This window comes from Streptomyces sp. NPDC029014 (genome assembly GCF_055564695.1).
This window is the reverse complement of record NZ_JBVHVT010000031.1, coordinates 74,652-92,696: the sequence shown is the minus strand read 5'-3', so window position 1 is coordinate 92,696 and position 18,045 is coordinate 74,652. Positions and strand designations below refer to the sequence as shown.

The following is an 18,045-nucleotide window of genomic DNA, read 5'->3' as shown; positions in this document are numbered from 1 at the left end:
CCCCCCCCCACCCCCCCCCCCCCCCCCCCCCCCCCCCCCCCCCCCCCCCCCCCCCGCCCCCCCCTCCCCCCCCCCCCCCCCCCCCCCCCCCCCCCCCCGGGCGCGCGGGGCCTACGGGCGTGCGCGCGGCGTGCAGGACCTGCGGAGTGCGTACGGGTGCGAGTGCGGGACCGGAGGTCGCTCGGCTCAGCTCGGGTCGAGGCCGTGGCTGCGCAGCCAGGCCGCGGGGTCGATCGCGGAGCCGCCGCCGGGCCGGACCTCGAAGTGGAGGTGCGGGCCGGTCGAGTTGCCCGAGTTGCCCGAGTACGCGATGACGTCGCCGGCCTTGACCTTGCCGGACCGGATCTTGGTGCTGCCCAGGTGGCAGTACCAGGTCTCGGTGCCGTCGGGGGACGTCACTATCGCCATGTTGCCGTAGGCGCTGTTCCACTGGGTGCGCACGGTGCCGTCGGTGGCCGCCATGACCGGCGTGCCGTAGCCGACCGGGAAGTCGATGCCGGTGTGCACGGACATCCACATGCCGCCGGCCTGGCCGAAGCTTGCGCTGAGGCCGTGCTGCGCGACGGGGATGGCGAACTTGGGGCGGGCCGCCTCCTTGGCCGCCTCTTCGGCCGCCTTCCGCTTGCGCTCCTCGTCCTGGCGCTGGCGCAGGTCGATGCGCTCCTGGGTGCGGCTCGCGCGGTCCGCGAAGTCGCCCGCGTCGGCGCTGAGCGCCGCCAGCTGGGTGTCGAGCTTGCTGTTGGCCGCAACGGGCTTGACCGACGCCGGGTCGGGCGCGGCCATCGTCGTGGTGTCCTCGGAGGGCTTCTCGCCGCCGGTGAGGCCACCGACGGAGGCGGCCGCGACACCGGCGATGCCCATCACGCAGGCCGACGGAACGGCCACCGTCAGCAGGGCGGAACGCTTCGCCGGGGTGCGGCGCCGGCTGTTGCCGGAGGTCTGCGGGCCCTTGGAGCCGGCGCGGCGCGAGGCGCGCGGTCCGGCAGGGGAGCCGGAGGGGGAGGCGGCCGGGGTCACGGGCATCGCCTGGGTCGGCATGTCGTGCACCTGGCCGTCGAGCAGCCCGAGGTCGGACTCCGCGTCGAAGTCCAGCGCCGGGTCGACGTCCAGGTCCAGGTCCGCATCAAGGTCCAGGTCCAGGTCCTGGTCCGCGACCTGGGCGGGCTCGGCGGACTCGTCGTCGAGGGCCTGGAAGACGGCCGTCTCCGTGTACGCGTCAGGGGCAGCGGCCGGCTCCGAGTAGCCGTACTGCTGCTGCTGGTCGAACTCGAAGGAGAACGTCTGGGTCTGCTGCTGGTCCTGCGGGACCGTGTTCCAGGCGGTGGCGTCGTACGCGCCCGTCTCGGTGCCGGTGGCGCCGTAGCCGGGCGCCGCCCACTGGCCGGTCTGCTCGTAGCCGAACGCGGTGGCGGTGGACTGGTAGTCCGGGGTCTGCGCCGTCCAGGCGGTGGTGTCCCACTGGCCCGTGCCCGTGCCGGCGTCCGTGGAGGAGCCCTGCGCGGGGACGGTCGACAGGTAGCCGTCCTGGGGGTAAGTGGCCTGCGGGGCCCAGGCGGTGGTGTCGTACGTGCCGGTGTCGTACGAGCCGTACGAGGCGTAGGCGTAGCCCTGACCCTGCGTTTCATAGGCGGCGTAGGACGAATCGCCGGCGAAGCTGGTGGTGGAAAGGCCGTCGTACCCGGGTTCCGGGTACAGGCCCGACGAGGGGCGGTCGTTCACCAACTTCTCTTTCGCCTCGGCAGTGGGGGGCCTGGGTGGCCAGGGATCGGGGGAGGTTCCCTGGGGAGAGCAGTGGCGTGACTGTACCCGGCGGTCACTGGCCACGACAATCTTCGGCGGGCTCCAAGCTGAGCGGAACCGGGCATTCGGCCGTGTTTCGGTCGACTTCATGCGCAGCCTTGGCCTTGAGTTCGAAATTCGTTCGACTTCCGGCCGGTTGGTGTTCAGGCGACGGAGGCTGTGTCTCCCGGGGGTTCGACGGCCGCCGGACCGGGGCCGTCGAGGGCGCGCAGGACGGCGGCCGCGACGGCCGGATGGGCCGCCAGCGCGAGGTGCCCGATGCCCGTCACCAGGACGTTCTCGGTACGCAGGTCCGGATGCTCGATGCGGGCCGCCCCGGGCGGGTCCACCAGTTCGTCGAACTCGGTCCAGAACGCCACGTACCGGGTGCGGCAGCCGGGCGCGGGCGCGCGCAGCTCGGCCATCACCGCGGAGTCCGGGCGGAGCTGGCGGACCAGGGGGTGCGCGTCCATGAAGGGTGCGATCCGCGTGCCGGCGTGGGGCGTGCCGAGGGTGACGAGGGTGCCGACGCGGGCGTCCCCGCCGAGGCACTGGACGTAGTACCGGCCGACCAGCCCGCCCAGGCTGTGCCCGACCAGGTCGATCCGCTCGCGGCCGGTGCGCTCGCACAGGTCCTCGACCCGCCGGGCGAGGCCGCGGGCGGCGACGCGCAGGTCGAGGGTGAGGGGCGAGTAGTTGTGCGCCTCCACCCGCCGTAGGCCGCCGGCGGCGAGGGCGCGGCGCAGCAGGACGAAGACGGACCGGTTGTCGCTGAACCCGTGCAGCAGCAACACGGGCGGCCGCGGGTCGGATCCGCAGTCCGCGCCGACGGGCCGCTCCTGCCGGATCCCGGTCGGATAGTGCAGGAGGTGGGCGCCGAACAGGATCGCCTCAAGGACCCCGGCCCGCAGCAGGGCCCCCGACACACCCCCGCCCCCGACCCCGGATGCAGACGCAGATGTGGACGCAGATGTGGATGTGGATACGGGTGTGGACAGCCCCATCGACGGCCTCCCCTGGCCTCCCCATGACCGTGAACGGGACTGCGGCCGGCCGCGCCGCCGTGCCGTGCGGCTGTCGGTACGGTGGCGCGGCGATCCGGTGCGGTGCGGCTCCTGGCGGTGAATCACGCCGTCCCACGTGTGATTTCCCCCTCCTGCTTGACCGCGAAACGGCGGTGTGCGCGATGCTGTACTTAACGTTCGTTCACTCAGGAGGCAGTGCGATGGGTGTGACCGGTCCGATCCGTGTGGTGGTGGCGAAGCCGGGTCTCGACGGCCACGACCGCGGCGCGAAGGTGATCGCCCGCGCCCTGCGGGACGCCGGCATGGAGGTCATCTACACGGGCCTGCACCAGACCCCCGAGCAGATCGTGGACACCGCGATCCAGGAGGACGCCGACGCGATCGGCCTGTCGATCCTGTCGGGCGCGCACAACACCCTGTTCGTCCGCGTCCTGGAACTCCTCAAGGAGCGCGAGGCCGAGGACATCAAGGTGTTCGGCGGCGGCATCATCCCGGAGGACGACATCGCCCCCCTCAAGGAGAAGGGCGTGGCCGCGATCTTCACCCCGGGCGCCACGACGACGTCCATCGTCGACTGGGTCCGCGAAAACATCCGCCGCTAACCCGGCCATCCCCGCCCTCCCAACCAGGGAGGCAACCCCCACGCGCCCGCGCCATCCCAACCCCGCCGGGGCAATCCCACGCGCCCGCGCCATCCCAACCCGGCCGGGGCAATCCCACGCGCCCGCGCCATCCCAACCCGGCCGGGGCAATCCCACGCGCCCGCGCCATCCCAACCCCGCCGGGGCAATTCCAGCCCCGCCGGCGTTTGAGGCGCGGGGGCGCGGGGGCGGCGCCCCCGGAACGGCGCCGCACCGGGACGCGGCGGGATCCCCGGCCAGGGGTACGGCCCGACCCTGCTCGACCCGTCAGGGGAAGGGCGGCGCCGGAGCCAGTTCGGCCCGCATGGCGGCCCGCAACCGCAGCGTGGCGACGAGCCGCTGGAACGCCTCGGCCCAGTACGCAGCCGCCCCGGCAGCCCCCTCCCCGGGGTAGTCCGCCGCGCCGGCGGTGGCGGTGAGTGCATCCAACCGGTCCGCCTCCGCAGGATCCAGGCACCGCTCGGCCAGCCCCATCACCCCGCTGAAGCTCCACGGGTAGCTGCCCGCCTCCCGCGCCGCGTCCAACGCGTCGACGACGGCCCGCCCGAGCGTCCCCGCCCACGGCACGTCGCACACGCCGAGCAGCTGGAACGCCTCCGACAGCCCGTGCGCCCGCACGAACTGCCCGACCCAGTCGGCCCGTTCCCCGTCCGGCAGGACGGACAGCAGTTTGGCCCGCTCCGCGAGCGACGCCGTCCCCGGCGCGGTGGCGGGCGGCGCCGACGCCGCGCCGAGCAGCGCCCTGGACCATTGCGCGTCCCGCTGCCGCATGGCCGCCCGGCACCACGCCGCGTGAAGTTCTTCCCGCCAGCTCTCGCCGTCGGCGATCGGCAGTTCCACGATCCGCTGCGGGTCGAGCCCACCGAACCGGTCCTGCCAGCAGGACAGTGGCGCCGCCTCCACCAGCTGGCCCAGCCACCAGGCCCGCTCCCCGCGCCCGGCGGGGGGCCGTTTCACCACCCCGTCGTGCTGCATCCCCGCATCGCACGCGGTCGGCGGGACCACTCCTTCCGGCCCCACGCAGGCCGTGGCCCGCTCTGCCATCCGCCCGGCCAGCGCCGATCCGGGCAGCGCGGACAGCAGTTCGGCGGCCGTCGCCCGGACGTTGCGGCTCCGGTCGCCGAGGGCGGCCTCCAGGAACGGCTCGTCGTCCTCCGACAGCCCCTGCCGCAGGGAGTCGAGGAACATCAGCCGATCCTCGGCCCGCTCGGTGCCCCAGGTGCCGGACAGCAGCCGCACGGCCGCGGCCGGCTCATGGGTCCGTACGGCGCCGAGCAGGGCCACCCGTTCCGCGAACAGCCCCTCCTGCCACAGCTGCTCCACCCCCGCCCGGTCCTCGGGGTCGGGCAGTTCCGCGCCGCCCGACCCGCCGCGCAGGGCGAACCGCCAGTCGGGGTTGAGCCGGGCCAGCCACACCCCGCGCGGCCCGGCCAGGGCGAGGGCCTGCGGCCGCAGGTCCGTCCGGGCCCGGGCCGCGTCGAGCAGCGCCGGCAGCAGTGCCGCCGGCGCCCGGTAGCCGTGCCGTCCGGCGGCGGCCAGCCACTGCGGGAGCAGCTCCGTCAGGTCCGGGGCGGCCCCCCGCCGCCCGCCGCCGCTGCCCGCGCCGGTCCGCCCGGCCAGCAGCTGGGCGAGCCGCCGCCGGGCCGGCTCCGGCGGTTCCGGCCGCGGATCTGTCGGAGCGGGCTGCGGCCGCGGTCCCGGGGCGGCGGGCCGCAGCCCGGCCCGGCGCCGTACGGTCTGCAGGGCCGCCGCGTCGAGCAGGGCCGCCGGATCGCCCTGCCGCCGCTCGGTGCCCAGCAGCGCGGCGCCGACCAGTTCCTCCCACTCCCCGCACCCCGTGTACTCGGCCGTGGTGGCCATCGGTTCCCTCCCTCTCGTTGCTCTTTCCGTGCTCCGGTCCCGCCCCCTCCGCGGGACCGGAGCCGCTCTCGTCCCCCCGGCCGGCCCTTCAGCTGGCGTGGTTGTCGTTCATTTCAAGCCCCCCGGCTTCGTCGTCGTTCGCGCCGACGCCCCCGCGTCCGCGCGCCCCTCCTCGGACGGCGCCCCCGCGCCGCCCGTCCTCGGTTCCCCGTGGCCCCCTGTGCACCGTCTGCCTCGTCTCCTGGTCCCCCGTCGTCTCGTCGTGTTGTCGTGTTGTCGTGTTGTCGGTCGTGTTGTCGGTGGTGGTCCGGGCCGTCCGGTCAGCCGAGCGCGACCGGTTCCGGGCAGCCCGGCTGCCAGGCCGTCAGCGGGGTGAATCCGCGGTGGCCGCATTCGCCGAACACCGTCAGCGGCCCCCCGCCCGACAGTGCGGCCAGCTGCCACAGGCCCGACCGGGGCCGGCTGCCCGCCCCGGAGAGCGGGACCGGCAGTGCGCCGGAGCCTTCGGCGTCCGCCAGCTGCCAGCCCAGCTCTCCCGGTATCGGGACCACCGGGCCCAGCACCACCGGCCACGACTCCAGCCACGGGTCCTCCCGCAGCGCAGCCCCGTACGCCTCCAGTGCCGTCCCTGTGTCGGTCCCGGCCGGGACCAGGTCGCACGGCGCGGCCGGGGCGAACCTCTCCCCGAGGTCCGCCCGCAGCCCCGCCGAACCGGGGCGGAAGCGGGCTTCCGCCTCCACCGCCAGTCCGACCGGCAGCGCGAGCGCCGGCGGCCGCCCGGGCGGCCCGAAGTCCAGGACCAGGGCCGGGCGCCCGCTCTCCAGCCCGCGCAGCCATGTCCGGCGGGTGGTGAGCCGGCCGTCCGGCGACACCGAGTCGTACTGGGACAGCACCAGCCAGCGGTCCCGTACGGCCTCCCCCTCCGCGGCGGCGTTCGGGAGCCCCACCCTGCTCCGTACCGTCGCGGCGAGCGGCTCCGGCAGGCCTGCCACCCCGAGCCAGCCCCGGTTCAGCAGGTGCAGCAGCGCGCCCTCCTCCAGCATCCGGGCGGGCCAGCCGGCGCCGCAACCGGGTATCGTCCCCAACTCCCTGACGCGGGCCGCAAGTCCGGGCGCCTGGGCGTCGACCATGCGGGCCGCCGTCTCCTCCCAGGGCGCGTATCCCGCCTGTTCCTGGCCGGCGAGTCCGCCGCGGACCAGGTCGGCGAGCCGCTGCTCCAGCTCCGCGACGCCCGCGCCGATCCGGGCCGCCCTCCGTTCGGCCCGGCGGTGCGCCGCCTCCGCATCGGCCGGCCCGGCCGCCGCGGCCGCCGGGCGGGCGGTCCTCGCGGCCCGTCCGGCCAGCCAGGAGCCGGCCCACTCCGGTGCCCCGGCAGGCTCGCCGAACCCTTCGGCGGCCCACAGCAGCAGCAGTCCCAGCGCGTGCTTGCACGGGAACTTCCGGCTCGGGCAGGAGCACTTGAAGGCGGGGCCGGTGAGGTCCACCACCGTCCGGTACGGCGTGGCGCCGCTGCCCTTGCACGCCCCCCACACCGCACCGGAAGCGGAACTTCCGGTCTCGGACCAGGGGCCTGCCCCGCCCAGCTTGGCGCCGGCCTTGCGTGACGCAACGTCAGGAGCCAGGGCCAGTACCTGTTCCGCTGTCCAGCGGACCTGCTGATCGGTCATGGCAACCACCGTAGGGACCCCCACTGACAATCGCTCTGACCTGCAACGACGTTGCCATCAGCGGCTGTTGTCAGTGCCGTGGTGCACCGTGGGAGCAGCAGTCGGGAGCGGCTGCGGAGCATTGGAGGGGGACCATGACCACGCAGGGGAACGCCACCGGCGCCGAGGCACTGCGCCCGCACGCCGAGGACGCCTTCGCGCACGAACTGAAAGCCCTGGAAGCGGCGGACGACCGGCCCCGCCCGGCCCGCTGGAAGCTCTCCCCGTGGGCCGTCGCCACCTACCTCCTGGGCGGCACGCTCGACGACAGCACCGTCATCACACCCAAGTACGTCGGCCCGCGCCGCATCGTCGAGGTCGCCGTCACCACCCTCGCCACCGACCGCGCCCTCCTGCTGCTCGGCGTCCCCGGCACCGCCAAGACCTGGGTCTCGGAGCACCTCGCGGCCGCCGTCAGCGGGGACTCCACCCTGCTCGTCCAGGGCACGGCCGGCACCCCCGAGGAGGCCATCCGCTACGGCTGGGACTACGCCCGCCTCCTCGCCCACGGGCCCAGCCGCGAGGCGCTCGTGCCGAGCCCGGTCATGCGGGCCATGGCCGAGGGCGCGACCTGCCGCGTCGAGGAGCTCACCCGCATCCCGGCCGACGTCCAGGACACCCTCATCACCATCCTGTCCGAGAAGACGCTGCCGATACCGGAGCTCGGCCAGGAGGTGCAGGCCGTGCGCGGCTTCAACCTCATCGCCACGGCCAACGACCGCGACCGCGGGGTCAACGAGCTGTCCAGCGCGCTGCGCCGCCGCTTCAACACCGTCGTGCTGCCCCTGCCCGCCTCCACCGACGCCGAGGTCGACATCGTCGCCCGCCGCGTCGACCAGCTGGGCCGCGCCCTCGACCTGCCGGCCCTGCCCGAGGGGCTGGACGAGATCCGCCGGGTCGTCACCGTCTTCCGCGAGCTGCGCGACGGCGTCACCGACGACGGCCGGACGAAGGTGAAGTCGCCGAGCGGCACCCTGTCCACCGCCGAGGCCATCTCGGTCGTCACCCACGGCCTGGCCCTGGCCGCCCACTTCGGGGACGGCGTGCTGCGCCCGTCCGACGTGGCCGCCGGGATCCTCGGCGCGGTCGTCCGCGACCCGGCCGCCGACCGGGTGGTCTGGCAGGAGTACCTGGAGGCCGTGGTGCGCGAGCGGGACGGCTGGAAGGACTTCTACCGCGCCTGCCGGGAGGTGACGGCATGAGTCCGGCGGCGCCCGCGCGGGGGCCGCTGCTGCTGGGCGTGCGCCACCACGGGCCCGGCTCGGCCCGCGCCGTGCGGGCCGCCCTGGACGCGGCCCGGCCGGCGGCCGTCCTGATCGAGGGGCCGCCGGAGGGGGACGCGCTGCTGCCGCTGGCCGCCGACCCCGCGATGCGGCCGCCCGTGGCGCTGCTCGCGCACGCCGCCGGCGACCCGGGCCGGGCCGCGTTCTGGCCGCTGGCCGAGTTCTCCCCGGAATGGGTGGCCATCCGCTGGGCGCAGCAGCAGCCCGAACCGGTCCCGGTCCGCTTCATCGACCTGCCCGCCGCGCACACCCTGGCCGTCCGGCCGGAATCCGCGTCCGACGGGGAAGGGGAGGAGGGGCCGGGCGCGCCCGGCGCGGTGCGGCCCGACCCGCTCGCCGCACTGGCCGGGACCGCCGGGTACGACGACCCCGAGCGCTGGTGGGAGGACGTCGTCGAGCACCGGGGCACGGGCACGGGCGCGGGGCCGCAGGACCCGGCGGCCGTCTTCGAGGTGCTCGGCGAGGCCATGGCCGCGCTGCGCGAGACGTACGCGGACCGCGAGGACCCCCGCGACCTGGTGCGCGAGGCCCACATGCGGCAGCGGATGCGGGCCGCCCGCCGGGAGTTCGGCGACTCCTACGCCGTGGTGTGCGGCGCCTGGCACGTCCCGGCCCTGCGCGCCGGGACCACGGCGGCGGCCGACAGGAAGCTGCTGACCGGCCTGCCCAGGACCAAGGTGGAGACGACCTGGGTGCCCTGGACGCACCGGCGCCTCGCCCGGTCCGGGGGGTACGGGGCGGGCATCGCCTCGCCCGGCTGGTACGCCCACCTCTTCGCCGCCCGGGACCGGCCGGTCGAGCGGTGGCTGACCAAGGTGGCCGGGCTGCTGCGGGAGGAGGACCGGCAGGTCTCCACGGCGCACGTCATCGAGGCGGTCCGGCTCGCCGAGACGCTGACTGCGGTGCGCGGCCGGCCGCTGCCCGGGCTGGCCGAGACCCTGGAGGCGGTCCGCGCCGTGATGTGCGACGGCTCCGACGTCCCGCTCGCGCTCGTCGAGGACCGCCTGGTCGTCGGCGACGTGCTGGGCAGCGTCCCGGACGGCGCGCCCGCCGTGCCACTTCAGCGGGACCTGACCCGGCAGCAGCGCTCGCTGCGCCTCAAGGTCGAGGCCCAGGAGCGCGAGCTGGAGCTCGACCTGCGCAAGGACACCGACGCGGCCCGGTCACTGCTGCTGCACCGGCTGAGGCTGCTCGGCGTCGACTGGGGCGGACCCACCGCCTCGCGGGCCGGCACGGGGACCTTCCGGGAGACGTGGCGGCTGCGCTGGGAGCCGGAGCTGTCGGTGCGGGTGGCCGAGGCCGGGATCTGGGGCACCACCGTCCTCGCGGCGGCCACCGCGAAGGCGGAGGCGGACGCGGCTTCGGCGACGGAGCTGGGCGACGTCACGGCGCTGGCCGAGCGGTGCCTGCTGGCGGGGCTGTCCGAGGCGCTGCCCGCGGTCCTGCGGGCCCTCGCCGACCTGGCCGCGCTGGACACGGACGTGGCGCGGCTCTCCAAGGCCCTGCCGGCCCTGGCCCGCTCCCTGCGCTACGGGGACGTCCGGGGCACCGACGCCTCGGCGCTGGGCGCGGTGGCGGGCGGGCTCGCGGAGCGGATCTGCGTGGCGCTGCCGCCCGCCTGCTCCGCCGGCCTGGACGCCGACGCGGCGGCGGAGCTGCGCGGCCATGTGGACGCGGTGCACGGGGCGGTCGCCCTGCTGGCGGACGGCGGGCTGCGCGAGCGGTGGTCGGCGGTGCTGCGGACGCTGGCCGGGCGGGAATCCGTACCCGGGCTGATCCGGGGGCGGGCGGCCCGGCTGCTGCTCGACGAGGGACGGCTGCCGGCCGAGGAGACGGCCCGGCTGATGGGGCTCGCCCTGTCGCCGGCCGCCGCCCCCGCCGACGCGGCCGGCTGGATCGACGGCTTCGCCGGGGGCGGTGCGGGCGGAGGCACGCTGCTGGTCCACGACGAGCGGCTGCTCGGGCTGATCGACGCCTGGCTCGTCTCGGTGCCGGCGGGGGCGTTCACCGACGTGCTGCCGCTGCTGCGGCGGACCTTCGGGGCGTACGAGCCGGGCGTCCGGCGGACCCTCGGCGAACTGGCCCGCCGCGGGCCCGGCGCCCGGCCCGGACCGGTCGGTGCGGGCGCGGCCCCCGAGGGCTTCGCCCCGGAGCTGGACCCCGCCCGCGCGGACGCGGTCGTGGACCTGGTCCACCTGATCCTCGCCGGAGCCGGAGCCGGAGCCAGCACCCGGACCGCGGGCCCCTGAGGCCAGCGGCGGGCAGGAAGGGCCGGCGGCCGGTGACCGGCGGCGCACAGGACACGAAGGGGGACGGACGGATGAGCGGGACGGGGCACGTGGTGGCTGCGGACGGTGTGGACGGTGCGGACGGTGTGGACGGCACGGCGGAGGAGGCGGAGCGGCTGCGCCGGTGGCGGATGGTGCTCGGCGGGGGCGAGGCGGACGGTACCGGGTGCACCCTGACCGGCCGGGACGCCGGGATGGACGCCGCGCTGGGCGCCCTCTACGGCGGCGGGGCGGCCGGCGGCCCGCGCCGGGCGTCCGGGGAGCGGTCCGCGGGGCTCGGCGGCTCCGCTCCCTCGGTGGCCCGCTGGCTCGGCGACATCCGTACGTACTTCCCCGCCCCCGTCGTCCAGGTGATGCAGCGCGACGCCATCGAGCGGCTCGGCCTGTCCGCGCTGCTGCTGGAGCCGGAGATGCTGGAGGCCGTCGAACCGGACGTGCACCTGGTCGGCACGCTGCTCTCCCTCAACAAGGCGATGCCCGAGACGACCCGGGAGACGGCCCGGGCCGTGGTCCGCAAGGTGGTCGAGCAGCTGGAGGAGAAGCTGGCCGCGCGGACCCGGGCCACCGTCGGCGGCGCCCTCGACCGGTCCGCGCGCACCAGCCGCCCCCGGCACGCCGACATCGACTGGAACCGGACCGTCCGGGCGAACCTGAAGAACTACCTGCCCGAGTACCGGACGGTCGTCCCCGAGCGGCTGATCGGGTACGGCCGTGCGGCCCAATCGGTGAAGAAGGAGGTGGTCCTCTGCATCGACCAGTCGGGGTCGATGGCGGCCTCCGTCGTCTACGCCTCCGTCTTCGGGGCGGTGCTGGCCTCGATGCGCTCGATCGCGACCCGCCTCGTCGTCTTCGACACCGCCGTCGTCGACCTGACGGATCAGCTCGACGATCCGGTGGACGTCCTCTTCGGCACCCGGCTCGGCGGCGGCACCGACATCAACCGCGCGCTGGCCCACTGCCAGTCGAAGATCACCCGCCCTGCCGACACGGTCGTGGTCCTGATCAGTGATCTCTACGAGGGCGGCATACGCAACGGGATGCTGCGGCGGGTGGCGGCGATGAAGGCGGCGGGGACCGAGTTCGTGGCGCTGCTCGCGCTGTCCGACGAGGGCGCCCCCGCCTACGACCGGGAGCACGCCGCGGCCCTGGCGGCCCTGGGCGCCCCGGCCTTCGCCTGTACCCCCGACCTGTTCCCGGAGGTCATGGCGGCGGCCCTGGAGAGGCGCCCCCTCCCGACGCCCTGACCGACGGCCCGACCGGCGCCCTGAGCAGGGGCCCGATCGGAGGCCGATCGGTGGCTCGATCCGTGCCCGACCGGCCCCGGCGGGACATCGGCGGATCGCACGAATGTGCGGCCCGACCCTGAGCGGATCTGTGACAGGTATCACCGCTCAGGTGTGATCTGCGATTTAGGGAGGCAGGTGTCCCGGGGATAACCTGCGGGACGGACATGCCGCGTCCACGGTCACCGTGTGCGCATCCCCTGTGACAGCGCCGTCACGTTGCCCTCCGCGGCACGCCCACGCAGACAACCGCGAATTACTGCGAATCTTTGAAGACAAGGGACGGACGCGCGTGGACCTGTTCGAGTACCAGGCGAGGGACCTCTTCGCCAAGCACGGTGTACCGGTGCTGGCCGGTGAAGTGATCGACACGCCTGAGGCGGCTCGCGAGGCCACCGAGCGGCTGGGCGGCAAGTCTGTCGTCAAGGCGCAGGTGAAGGTCGGTGGCCGCGGCAAGGCCGGCGGCGTCAAGCTGGCCGCCACCCCGGACGAGGCCGTCGCCCGCGCGACGGACATCCTGGGCATGGACATCAAGGGCCACACGGTCCACAAGGTGATGATCGCGGAGACCGCTCCGGAGATCGTCGAGGAGTACTACGTCTCCTACCTGCTGGACCGCACCAACCGCACCTTCCTGGCCATGGCCTCGGTCGCCGGCGGCATGGACATCGAGGAGGTCGCCGCGACGACCCCCGAGAAGCTCGCCAAGGTCCCGGTCAACGCCAACGAGGGCGTCTCCATCGAGAAGGCCCGCGAGATCGTCGCGCTGGCCCAGTTCCCGGCCGACGTCGCCGAGAAGGTGGCCGAGGTCCTGGTCACCCTGTGGGACACCTTCGTCGCCGAGGACGCGCTCCTCGTCGAGGTCAACCCGCTCGCGAAGGTCGTCTCCGGCGACGTCATCGCCCTCGACGGCAAGGTCTCCCTGGACGAGAACGCCGAGTTCCGTCAGCCGTCCCACGAGGAGCTCGTGGACAAGGCCGCCGCCAACCCGCTGGAGGCCGCTGCCAAGGAGAAGGGCCTCAACTACGTCAAGCTCGACGGCGAGGTCGGCATCATCGGCAACGGCGCGGGTCTCGTCATGAGCACCCTGGACGTCGTCGCGTACGCCGGTGAGAACCACGGTGGCGTCAAGCCCGCCAACTTCCTGGACATCGGCGGTGGCGCCTCCGCCGCCGTCATGGCGAACGGTCTCGAGATCATCCTCGGCGACCCGGACGTCAAGTCCGTCTTCGTCAACGTCTTCGGCGGCATCACCGCCTGCGACGAGGTCGCCAACGGCATCGTCCAGGCCCTGCAGCTGCTCAAGGACAAGGGCGAAGAGGTCACCAAGCCGCTCGTCGTCCGCCTCGACGGCAACAACGCCGAGCTGGGTCGCAAGATCCTCTCGGACGCCAACCACCCGCTGGTCCAGCGCGTGGACACCATGGACGGCGCGGCCGACAAGGCCGCCGAGCTCGCTGCGGCTGCGAAGTAAAGGGACGAGGTCACAGACTCACCATGGCTATCTTCCTCAACAAGGACAGCAAGGTCATCGTCCAGGGCATGACCGGTGCCACGGGCATGAAGCACACCAAGCTGATGCTCGCCGACGGCACGAACATCGTCGGTGGCGTGAACCCGCGCAAGGCCGGCACCACCGTCGACTTCGACGGCACCGAGGTCCCGGTCTTCGGCTCGGTCGCCGAGGCGATGGAGAAGACGGGCGCCAACGTCTCCGTCCTCTTCGTCCCGCCGGCCTTCGCCAAGGCCGCCGTCGTCGAGGCCATCGACGCCGAGATCCCGCTGGCCGTCGTCATCACCGAGGGCATCGCGGTCCACGACTCCGCCGCCTTCTGGGCGTACGCGACCGCCAAGGGCAACAAGACCCGCATCATCGGCCCGAACTGCCCGGGTCTGATCACCCCCGGCCAGTCCAACGCCGGCATCATCCCGGGCGACATCACCAAGCCCGGCAAGATCGGTCTCGTGTCCAAGTCCGGCACGCTGACCTACCAGATGATGTACGAGCTGCGCGACATCGGCTTCACCTCCGCCGTCGGCATCGGTGGCGACCCGGTCATCGGCACCACGCACATCGACGCCCTGGAGGCCTTCGAGGCCGACCCCGACACCGAGCTGATCGTCATGATCGGTGAGATCGGTGGCGACGCCGAGGAGCGCGCGGCGGACTTCATCGCGAAGAACGTCACCAAGCCGGTCGTCGGCTACGTCGCGGGCTTCACCGCCCCCGAGGGCAAGACCATGGGCCACGCCGGCGCCATCGTCTCCGGCTCCTCTGGCACGGCGCAGGCCAAGAAGGAGGCCCTGGAGGCCGCCGGTGTCAAGGTCGGCAAGACCCCGACCGAGACCGCGAAGCTGGCCCGCGAGATCCTGAACGGCGCGAAGTAACCCTTCTGCCGTCCGGCGACCTGCGTACGGGCGTGGCCCGCATCCCTTCGGGGGTGCGGCCCACGCCCTTTTCCCGGCGCCCTATTCGCTGAGCGGCGCGAGCCGGGCGGGCCCGGCGGCCGGGTCGTCGCGCAGCTTGTCGTGGAGCTGTCTGCGCTCCTCGGTGAGCTGCTGGGGGCCGCTCAGCGGGGGCACCCCGGACACGCTGACGCCGGGCGAGACCGGGGCCTCGTACCGGGTGGGCGCGGTCGAGAGGGTGTACGAGGTCGCGACCGTGATCATCGCGGTCACGCCGACGACGGCGCGGGTCCAGCGCCGCGTGCGGCGCTCGGCGGTGCCGCGGACGGCGGCCGCCGGGCGCGGCACCAGCGGCACGCCCGGTTCCAGGGCGCCGAGCCGCTGCTCCAGCAGGGCGAGCCGCTCCTCGGGCGGGGCACCGGCCAGTTCGGGGACGCGGGCGGCGAGCTCGTCGTGGGCGTTCAGGAGGCGGATGCCGGCGGTGGGGGTGCTGGCCTCGGTCTCGGCGGCGGTGTCGGGGAGGTCGAGGCCGACGCCGTGGTAGAGCAGCACGGTGCGCCGGTGGATCGGCGACAGCCCCAGCAGGGCGTCCATCAGGATCCGGTCGTCCGGGTCGTCCGGGTCGTCCGGGTCGGCCGCGTCACCCCGGCCGTACCGGCCGTCCGGGGCGTCCGGGTCGCCCGCGTCGTCCGGATCGGCGAGGTCCGGATCGTGGGGGTCCTGGATGCCGCGGCGGAGCCGGTGCCAGGGGGAGAGGGCGTAGTCGTACGCGACCGCGCGCACCCACCCGGCCGGGTCGGGATCGGTGGCGACCTCGGGCCAGCGCGCCCAGGCCTGTTGGAACGCCCGCTCCACGGCCTCGAGGGCGAGGAAGCGGCGCCCGGTCAGCAGGTAGGTCTGCCGGACGAGCCCGGGCGCGGCCTGCCGGTACAGCGCATCGAACGCGCCGCGGGGCCCCGCGGGGAGCTCCTCGGCCGCGTCCGGCCCGCCGTGCGCGCCGGGCGGTTCGGCAACGCGGGGCGACGGACCCCGGTGTGACGGGGGGTCCGCCGGAGGCGGGGGCAGGAAGCGGGTGTTGTCCGGCTCCTCGACGCTCTCTGTCATGCCACACTCCCGGCGATGCCGAAAAAGTACATAAACGTATCTTTAGCGACACAACAGACATTCGCCTATTAACCGCCCATATCGCGTGTCGTTGTGCACCATGACGGGGTGACACAAGTGACCGAACGCGGAACTCCGTTGCGGCCCGGGCCCCGCCACGCCGCGGCCCGGCGGCGGCGCCGCTCGCCCGAGGCGGCCGCCTGCGTGCTGGGCGGCGCGCTGGCCGCCGGGCTGGGGCTCGGTTTCCTCGCCGTGCTCGTCATCGTGCTGTGGATCAGCTCCCCGTACCCCGACAGCGGCCCCGGCGGGGCCCTGCACCTGGCCGCCGGCCTGTGGCTCCTCGCCCACGGCACCGAACTGGTCCGCTACGACACCCTGTCGGGGGTGCCGGCCCCCGTCGGGGTGACCCCGCTGCTCCTCATCGGCCTGCCCGCGCTGCTCATGCGCCGCGCCGGCCGCCTCGGCAGCGCCTCCGGCGACGCACGCGCCGACGCCGGGAACGACGCCGACGCCGACGCCGACGGCGGAGCCGGCGCAGCCGGCAGTGGTGCCGGCGGAGCCGGTGGTGCCGGTGGCGAGGGTGCCGGCGGTGGTCCGCCCGACGGCGGACTGCCCGCGAGCGCCGTCTTCTCCGCGGTGCTCTGCGGGTACCTGGCCGTCGGCTCCCTGGCCACGGCCTACGCGGCCGCCGGCCCGATGCCCGCGAACCCGCTCAGTGCCGCCTGGCACGTCCCGCTCGTCGCGGTGCTCGCCGCCGGCGCCGGGGTGTGGGCCGCCAGGGGCCACCCGGTCGGACCGCTGCCCCGCCGGGTCCCCGCGGCCGTGCGCAGGGCGGTGGCCCGCCCCCGCTACGCGGTCGCACTGCGGGCCGGGGCGGCCGGGGCGCTCGTCCTGGTCGGCGGGGGCGCCCTGCTGGTCGGTTTCTCGCTCGGCTGGCACGGCCGGGCGGTCGAGGACGGGTTCCTGGCGCTGACCAGCGTGTGGTCGGGCCGGTTCGCGGTCCTGCTGCTCGCGCTCGCACTGCTCCCGAACGCGATGGTGTGGGGCGCGGCGTACGCCCTCGGGCCCGGATTCTCCCTCGGCAGCGGGGTGAGCGCCACCCCGCTCGGCTTCGCCGGATCGCCCGCGCTGCCGGACTTCCCGCTGCTGGCGGCGCTCCCGCCGCAGGGGCCGGGGACCCCGCTGACCTGCGCGACCGCGGTGGTTCCGGTGGCGGCCGGGCTGGTGGTCGGCTGGTTCGCGGTACGCAGGCCGCGTGACGTCTCGTACGGGGAGACGGCCCTGACGGCGGCCCTGGGGGCGCTGGTGTGCGGGCTGGTGATGGCCGGCCTCGCGGCGGCCTCGGGCGGCCCGCTGGGTTCGGGCGAGCTGGCGCGGTTCGGGCCGGTGTGGTGGGCGACCGGCGCGGCGGCCTGCTGCTGGACGCTGCTGCCCGCCGTGCCGCTGGCGGTGTCGGTGCACGCCTGGCGGATGCGGCCGGTCCGACGGGCGGAGCCCGCCGAGGACGACGCGTGGCATGCGGCCGGGGTGCGGGAGATCCGCTGGGAGGCGCTGCGGCGGGCGGCGGACACCTTGGTCCCGGACCTCCCGCAGGACCCGGCCGCCCGGCCCGGGGCCCCCGCCGCCGACGACCGGTCCGCGGCTGCCGTCCCGGCGGCCGGGGGCGCCCCGCCGCCCGCCTCCGCACCCGTCCCGGCACCCGCACCGGAACCCGCACCCGCACCCGCGCCCGGTTCTGCGACGGCACCCGATCGGGGAGACGGAGCGGCCAAACGGCCCCGCCCGGTCACCCTCGTGACGGGACTTCACCTGGATTTGGATCAGTTTCCGCCCCCGGTGCGGCAGGTGGCCGCCGCACCGGCGCTGCGGGAACGTCCGGTGCTCCCGGTGGCGGGCGCCCGGGTGCTGCCGCGCCGCAGACCCCCGGCCTGACCGGCTACGGGCGGACCTTCAGGATCTCGCCGAGGGCGTTGTCCGGCAGCAGCGCGTTGCACTGGAGTTCCGCCTGCTTGGTCAGGGCGTCGTCGCGGCAGATGTAGAAGTCCTTGTAGGCGAGCTGTACCCCGTACGAGCCCAGCGCCAGCAGGATCGCCAGGGTGGCCGTCACCAGGCCGCTCACCGCGGCCGCGCGCTGGGGGCCGGCCGCGGGCCCCAACTCCGCGAGCCCGCCCCGGGCCGCCTGCTCCGGGGTGGCGCCGCCGACCGCGCCGCCGTTCGTACCGCCGGCCGCGGCGGCGCCCGTCAGGGCCGCGACCGCGTCCGTCCGCGCCGGGGCGGTCCGGCCGCGCAGGCCGCTGATGCCCCAGTACACCGCGAGCGCGCCGAGCAGCAGTCCCACCGACGGGATCCCGAAGATCCCGAAGAAGAAGCCCCACATGCCGGCGAGCAGCGCGTAGCGGGCGCGCCGCTGGACCGGGTCGGTCGGGTCCCAGCGCGCCGGCCCGCCGGCGCCGCCGCCCGGTCCGCCCGGTCCGCCCGGACCGGACCCCGGGTCCTGGCCCGGGCGCCCGCCGTCGCCGCCGCGCGGTTGCCACGGCTGGTCGGGCCGGCCCTCCGGGGGCGCCGCGAAGGGGTTGTCGTCGGTGGAGGAGTCGGGCTGACGGCGGTCCGGCATCGAGTGCGTTACTTCCCCTGTGTCGTGGACGCCGGCGCGTCCGGCCGGGGCCGGGG

The 18,045-nt window shown here is 75.2% G+C and carries 13 protein-coding genes; 7 read left to right on the top strand and 6 right to left on the bottom strand.

Going from position 1 to position 18,045, the window contains the following annotated elements; genetic code table 11:
• Positions 1-186 precede the first annotated feature (186 nt).
• Positions 187-1,719, bottom strand: a complete 1,533-nt coding sequence (locus ACZ4VL_RS19015; protein WP_468200991.1) for a M23 family metallopeptidase — start codon at positions 1,717-1,719, stop codon at positions 187-189.
• Positions 1,720-1,943: 224 nt separating this feature from the next.
• Positions 1,944-2,705 (bottom strand): esterase/lipase family protein, encoded by a 762-nt coding sequence (locus ACZ4VL_RS19010; protein WP_468200990.1) that lies wholly within the window; start codon positions 2,703-2,705, stop codon positions 1,944-1,946.
• Positions 2,706-3,004: 299 nt separating this feature from the next.
• Here ACZ4VL_RS19010 and ACZ4VL_RS19005 point away from each other — a divergent pair, with 299 nt between their 5' ends.
• Entirely contained in the window at positions 3,005-3,406 is a 402-nt protein-coding gene (locus ACZ4VL_RS19005; RefSeq protein WP_468200989.1) for a cobalamin B12-binding domain-containing protein, read from the top strand.
• Between the two features lie 306 nt (positions 3,407-3,712).
• Here ACZ4VL_RS19005 and ACZ4VL_RS19000 read toward each other — a convergent pair whose 3' ends face one another.
• Together ACZ4VL_RS19000 and ACZ4VL_RS18995 are read right to left on the bottom strand one after the other, a co-directional pair.
• Positions 3,713-5,305 (bottom strand): DUF5691 domain-containing protein, encoded by a 1,593-nt coding sequence (locus tag ACZ4VL_RS19000; protein ID WP_468200987.1) that lies wholly within the window; start codon positions 5,303-5,305, stop codon positions 3,713-3,715.
• A gap of 320 nt (positions 5,306-5,625) precedes the next feature.
• Positions 5,626-6,972: an SWIM zinc finger family protein gene (locus tag ACZ4VL_RS18995; protein WP_468200985.1), complete on the bottom strand. Its 1,347-nt coding sequence runs from the start codon at positions 6,970-6,972 to the stop codon at positions 5,626-5,628.
• A gap of 134 nt (positions 6,973-7,106) precedes the next feature.
• Between ACZ4VL_RS18995 and ACZ4VL_RS18990 the strand changes: the two genes are divergently transcribed.
• From ACZ4VL_RS18990 to sucD, 5 genes are all read left to right on the top strand, one after another.
• Positions 7,107-8,213, top strand: a complete 1,107-nt coding sequence (locus ACZ4VL_RS18990) for an ATP-binding protein (RefSeq protein ID WP_468200982.1) — start codon at positions 7,107-7,109, stop codon at positions 8,211-8,213.
• Positions 8,210-10,543: a DUF5682 family protein gene (locus ACZ4VL_RS18985; protein WP_468200979.1), complete on the top strand. Its 2,334-nt coding sequence runs from the start codon at positions 8,210-8,212 to the stop codon at positions 10,541-10,543. Before ACZ4VL_RS18990 ends, ACZ4VL_RS18985 begins: the two co-directional genes overlap by 4 nt.
• A gap of 170 nt (positions 10,544-10,713) precedes the next feature.
• Complete coding sequence (locus ACZ4VL_RS18980) at positions 10,714-11,826, top strand: VWA domain-containing protein (RefSeq protein ID WP_468201015.1); 1,113 nt, start codon at positions 10,714-10,716, stop codon at positions 11,824-11,826.
• Between the two features lie 331 nt (positions 11,827-12,157).
• Positions 12,158-13,339, top strand: a complete 1,182-nt coding sequence (gene sucC / locus ACZ4VL_RS18975; protein ID WP_468200977.1) for an ADP-forming succinate--CoA ligase subunit beta — start codon at positions 12,158-12,160, stop codon at positions 13,337-13,339.
• Positions 13,340-13,362: 23 nt separating this feature from the next.
• Entirely contained in the window at positions 13,363-14,253 is an 891-nt protein-coding gene (gene sucD, locus ACZ4VL_RS18970) for a succinate--CoA ligase subunit alpha (protein ID WP_468200975.1), read from the top strand.
• Positions 14,254-14,334: 81 nt separating this feature from the next.
• Here sucD and ACZ4VL_RS18965 read toward each other — a convergent pair whose 3' ends face one another.
• On the bottom strand, positions 14,335-15,375 hold the full coding sequence (locus tag ACZ4VL_RS18965) for a SigE family RNA polymerase sigma factor (protein ID WP_468200973.1): 1,041 nt from the start codon (positions 15,373-15,375) through the stop codon (positions 14,335-14,337).
• 108 nt (positions 15,376-15,483) lie between these two features.
• Here ACZ4VL_RS18965 and ACZ4VL_RS18960 point away from each other — a divergent pair, with 108 nt between their 5' ends.
• Positions 15,484-17,307: a cell division protein PerM gene (locus ACZ4VL_RS18960; RefSeq protein WP_468200970.1), complete on the top strand. Its 1,824-nt coding sequence runs from the start codon at positions 15,484-15,486 to the stop codon at positions 17,305-17,307.
• Positions 17,308-17,311: 4 nt separating this feature from the next.
• Here the strand turns inward: ACZ4VL_RS18960 and ACZ4VL_RS18955 are convergent, their stop codons facing one another.
• Complete coding sequence (locus ACZ4VL_RS18955; RefSeq protein ID WP_468200967.1) at positions 17,312-17,989, bottom strand: hypothetical protein; 678 nt, start codon at positions 17,987-17,989, stop codon at positions 17,312-17,314.
• Between the last annotated feature and the right edge of the window lie 56 nt (positions 17,990-18,045).

Excerpts from the sequence above, each read along its gene's own strand:
- ACZ4VL_RS19005 (WP_468200989.1), top strand. The coding sequence starts at position 3,005 with ATGGGTGTGACCGGTCCGATCCGTGTGGTGGTGGCGAAGCCGGGTCTC.
- ACZ4VL_RS18985 (WP_468200979.1), top strand. The coding sequence starts at position 8,210 with ATGAGTCCGGCGGCGCCCGCGCGGGGGCCGCTGCTGCTGGGCGTGCGC.
- sucD (WP_468200975.1), top strand. The coding sequence starts at position 13,363 with ATGGCTATCTTCCTCAACAAGGACAGCAAGGTCATCGTCCAGGGCATG.
- ACZ4VL_RS18955 (WP_468200967.1), bottom strand. The coding sequence starts at position 17,989 with ATGCCGGACCGCCGTCAGCCCGACTCCTCCACCGACGACAACCCCTTC.
- ACZ4VL_RS19000 (WP_468200987.1), bottom strand. The coding sequence starts at position 5,305 with ATGGCCACCACGGCCGAGTACACGGGGTGCGGGGAGTGGGAGGAACTG.
- ACZ4VL_RS18990 (WP_468200982.1), top strand. The coding sequence starts at position 7,107 with ATGACCACGCAGGGGAACGCCACCGGCGCCGAGGCACTGCGCCCGCAC.
- ACZ4VL_RS18965 (WP_468200973.1), bottom strand. The coding sequence starts at position 15,375 with ATGACAGAGAGCGTCGAGGAGCCGGACAACACCCGCTTCCTGCCCCCG.
- ACZ4VL_RS18980 (WP_468201015.1), top strand. The coding sequence starts at position 10,714 with ATGGTGCTCGGCGGGGGCGAGGCGGACGGTACCGGGTGCACCCTGACC.
- ACZ4VL_RS18995 (WP_468200985.1), bottom strand. The coding sequence starts at position 6,972 with ATGACCGATCAGCAGGTCCGCTGGACAGCGGAACAGGTACTGGCCCTG.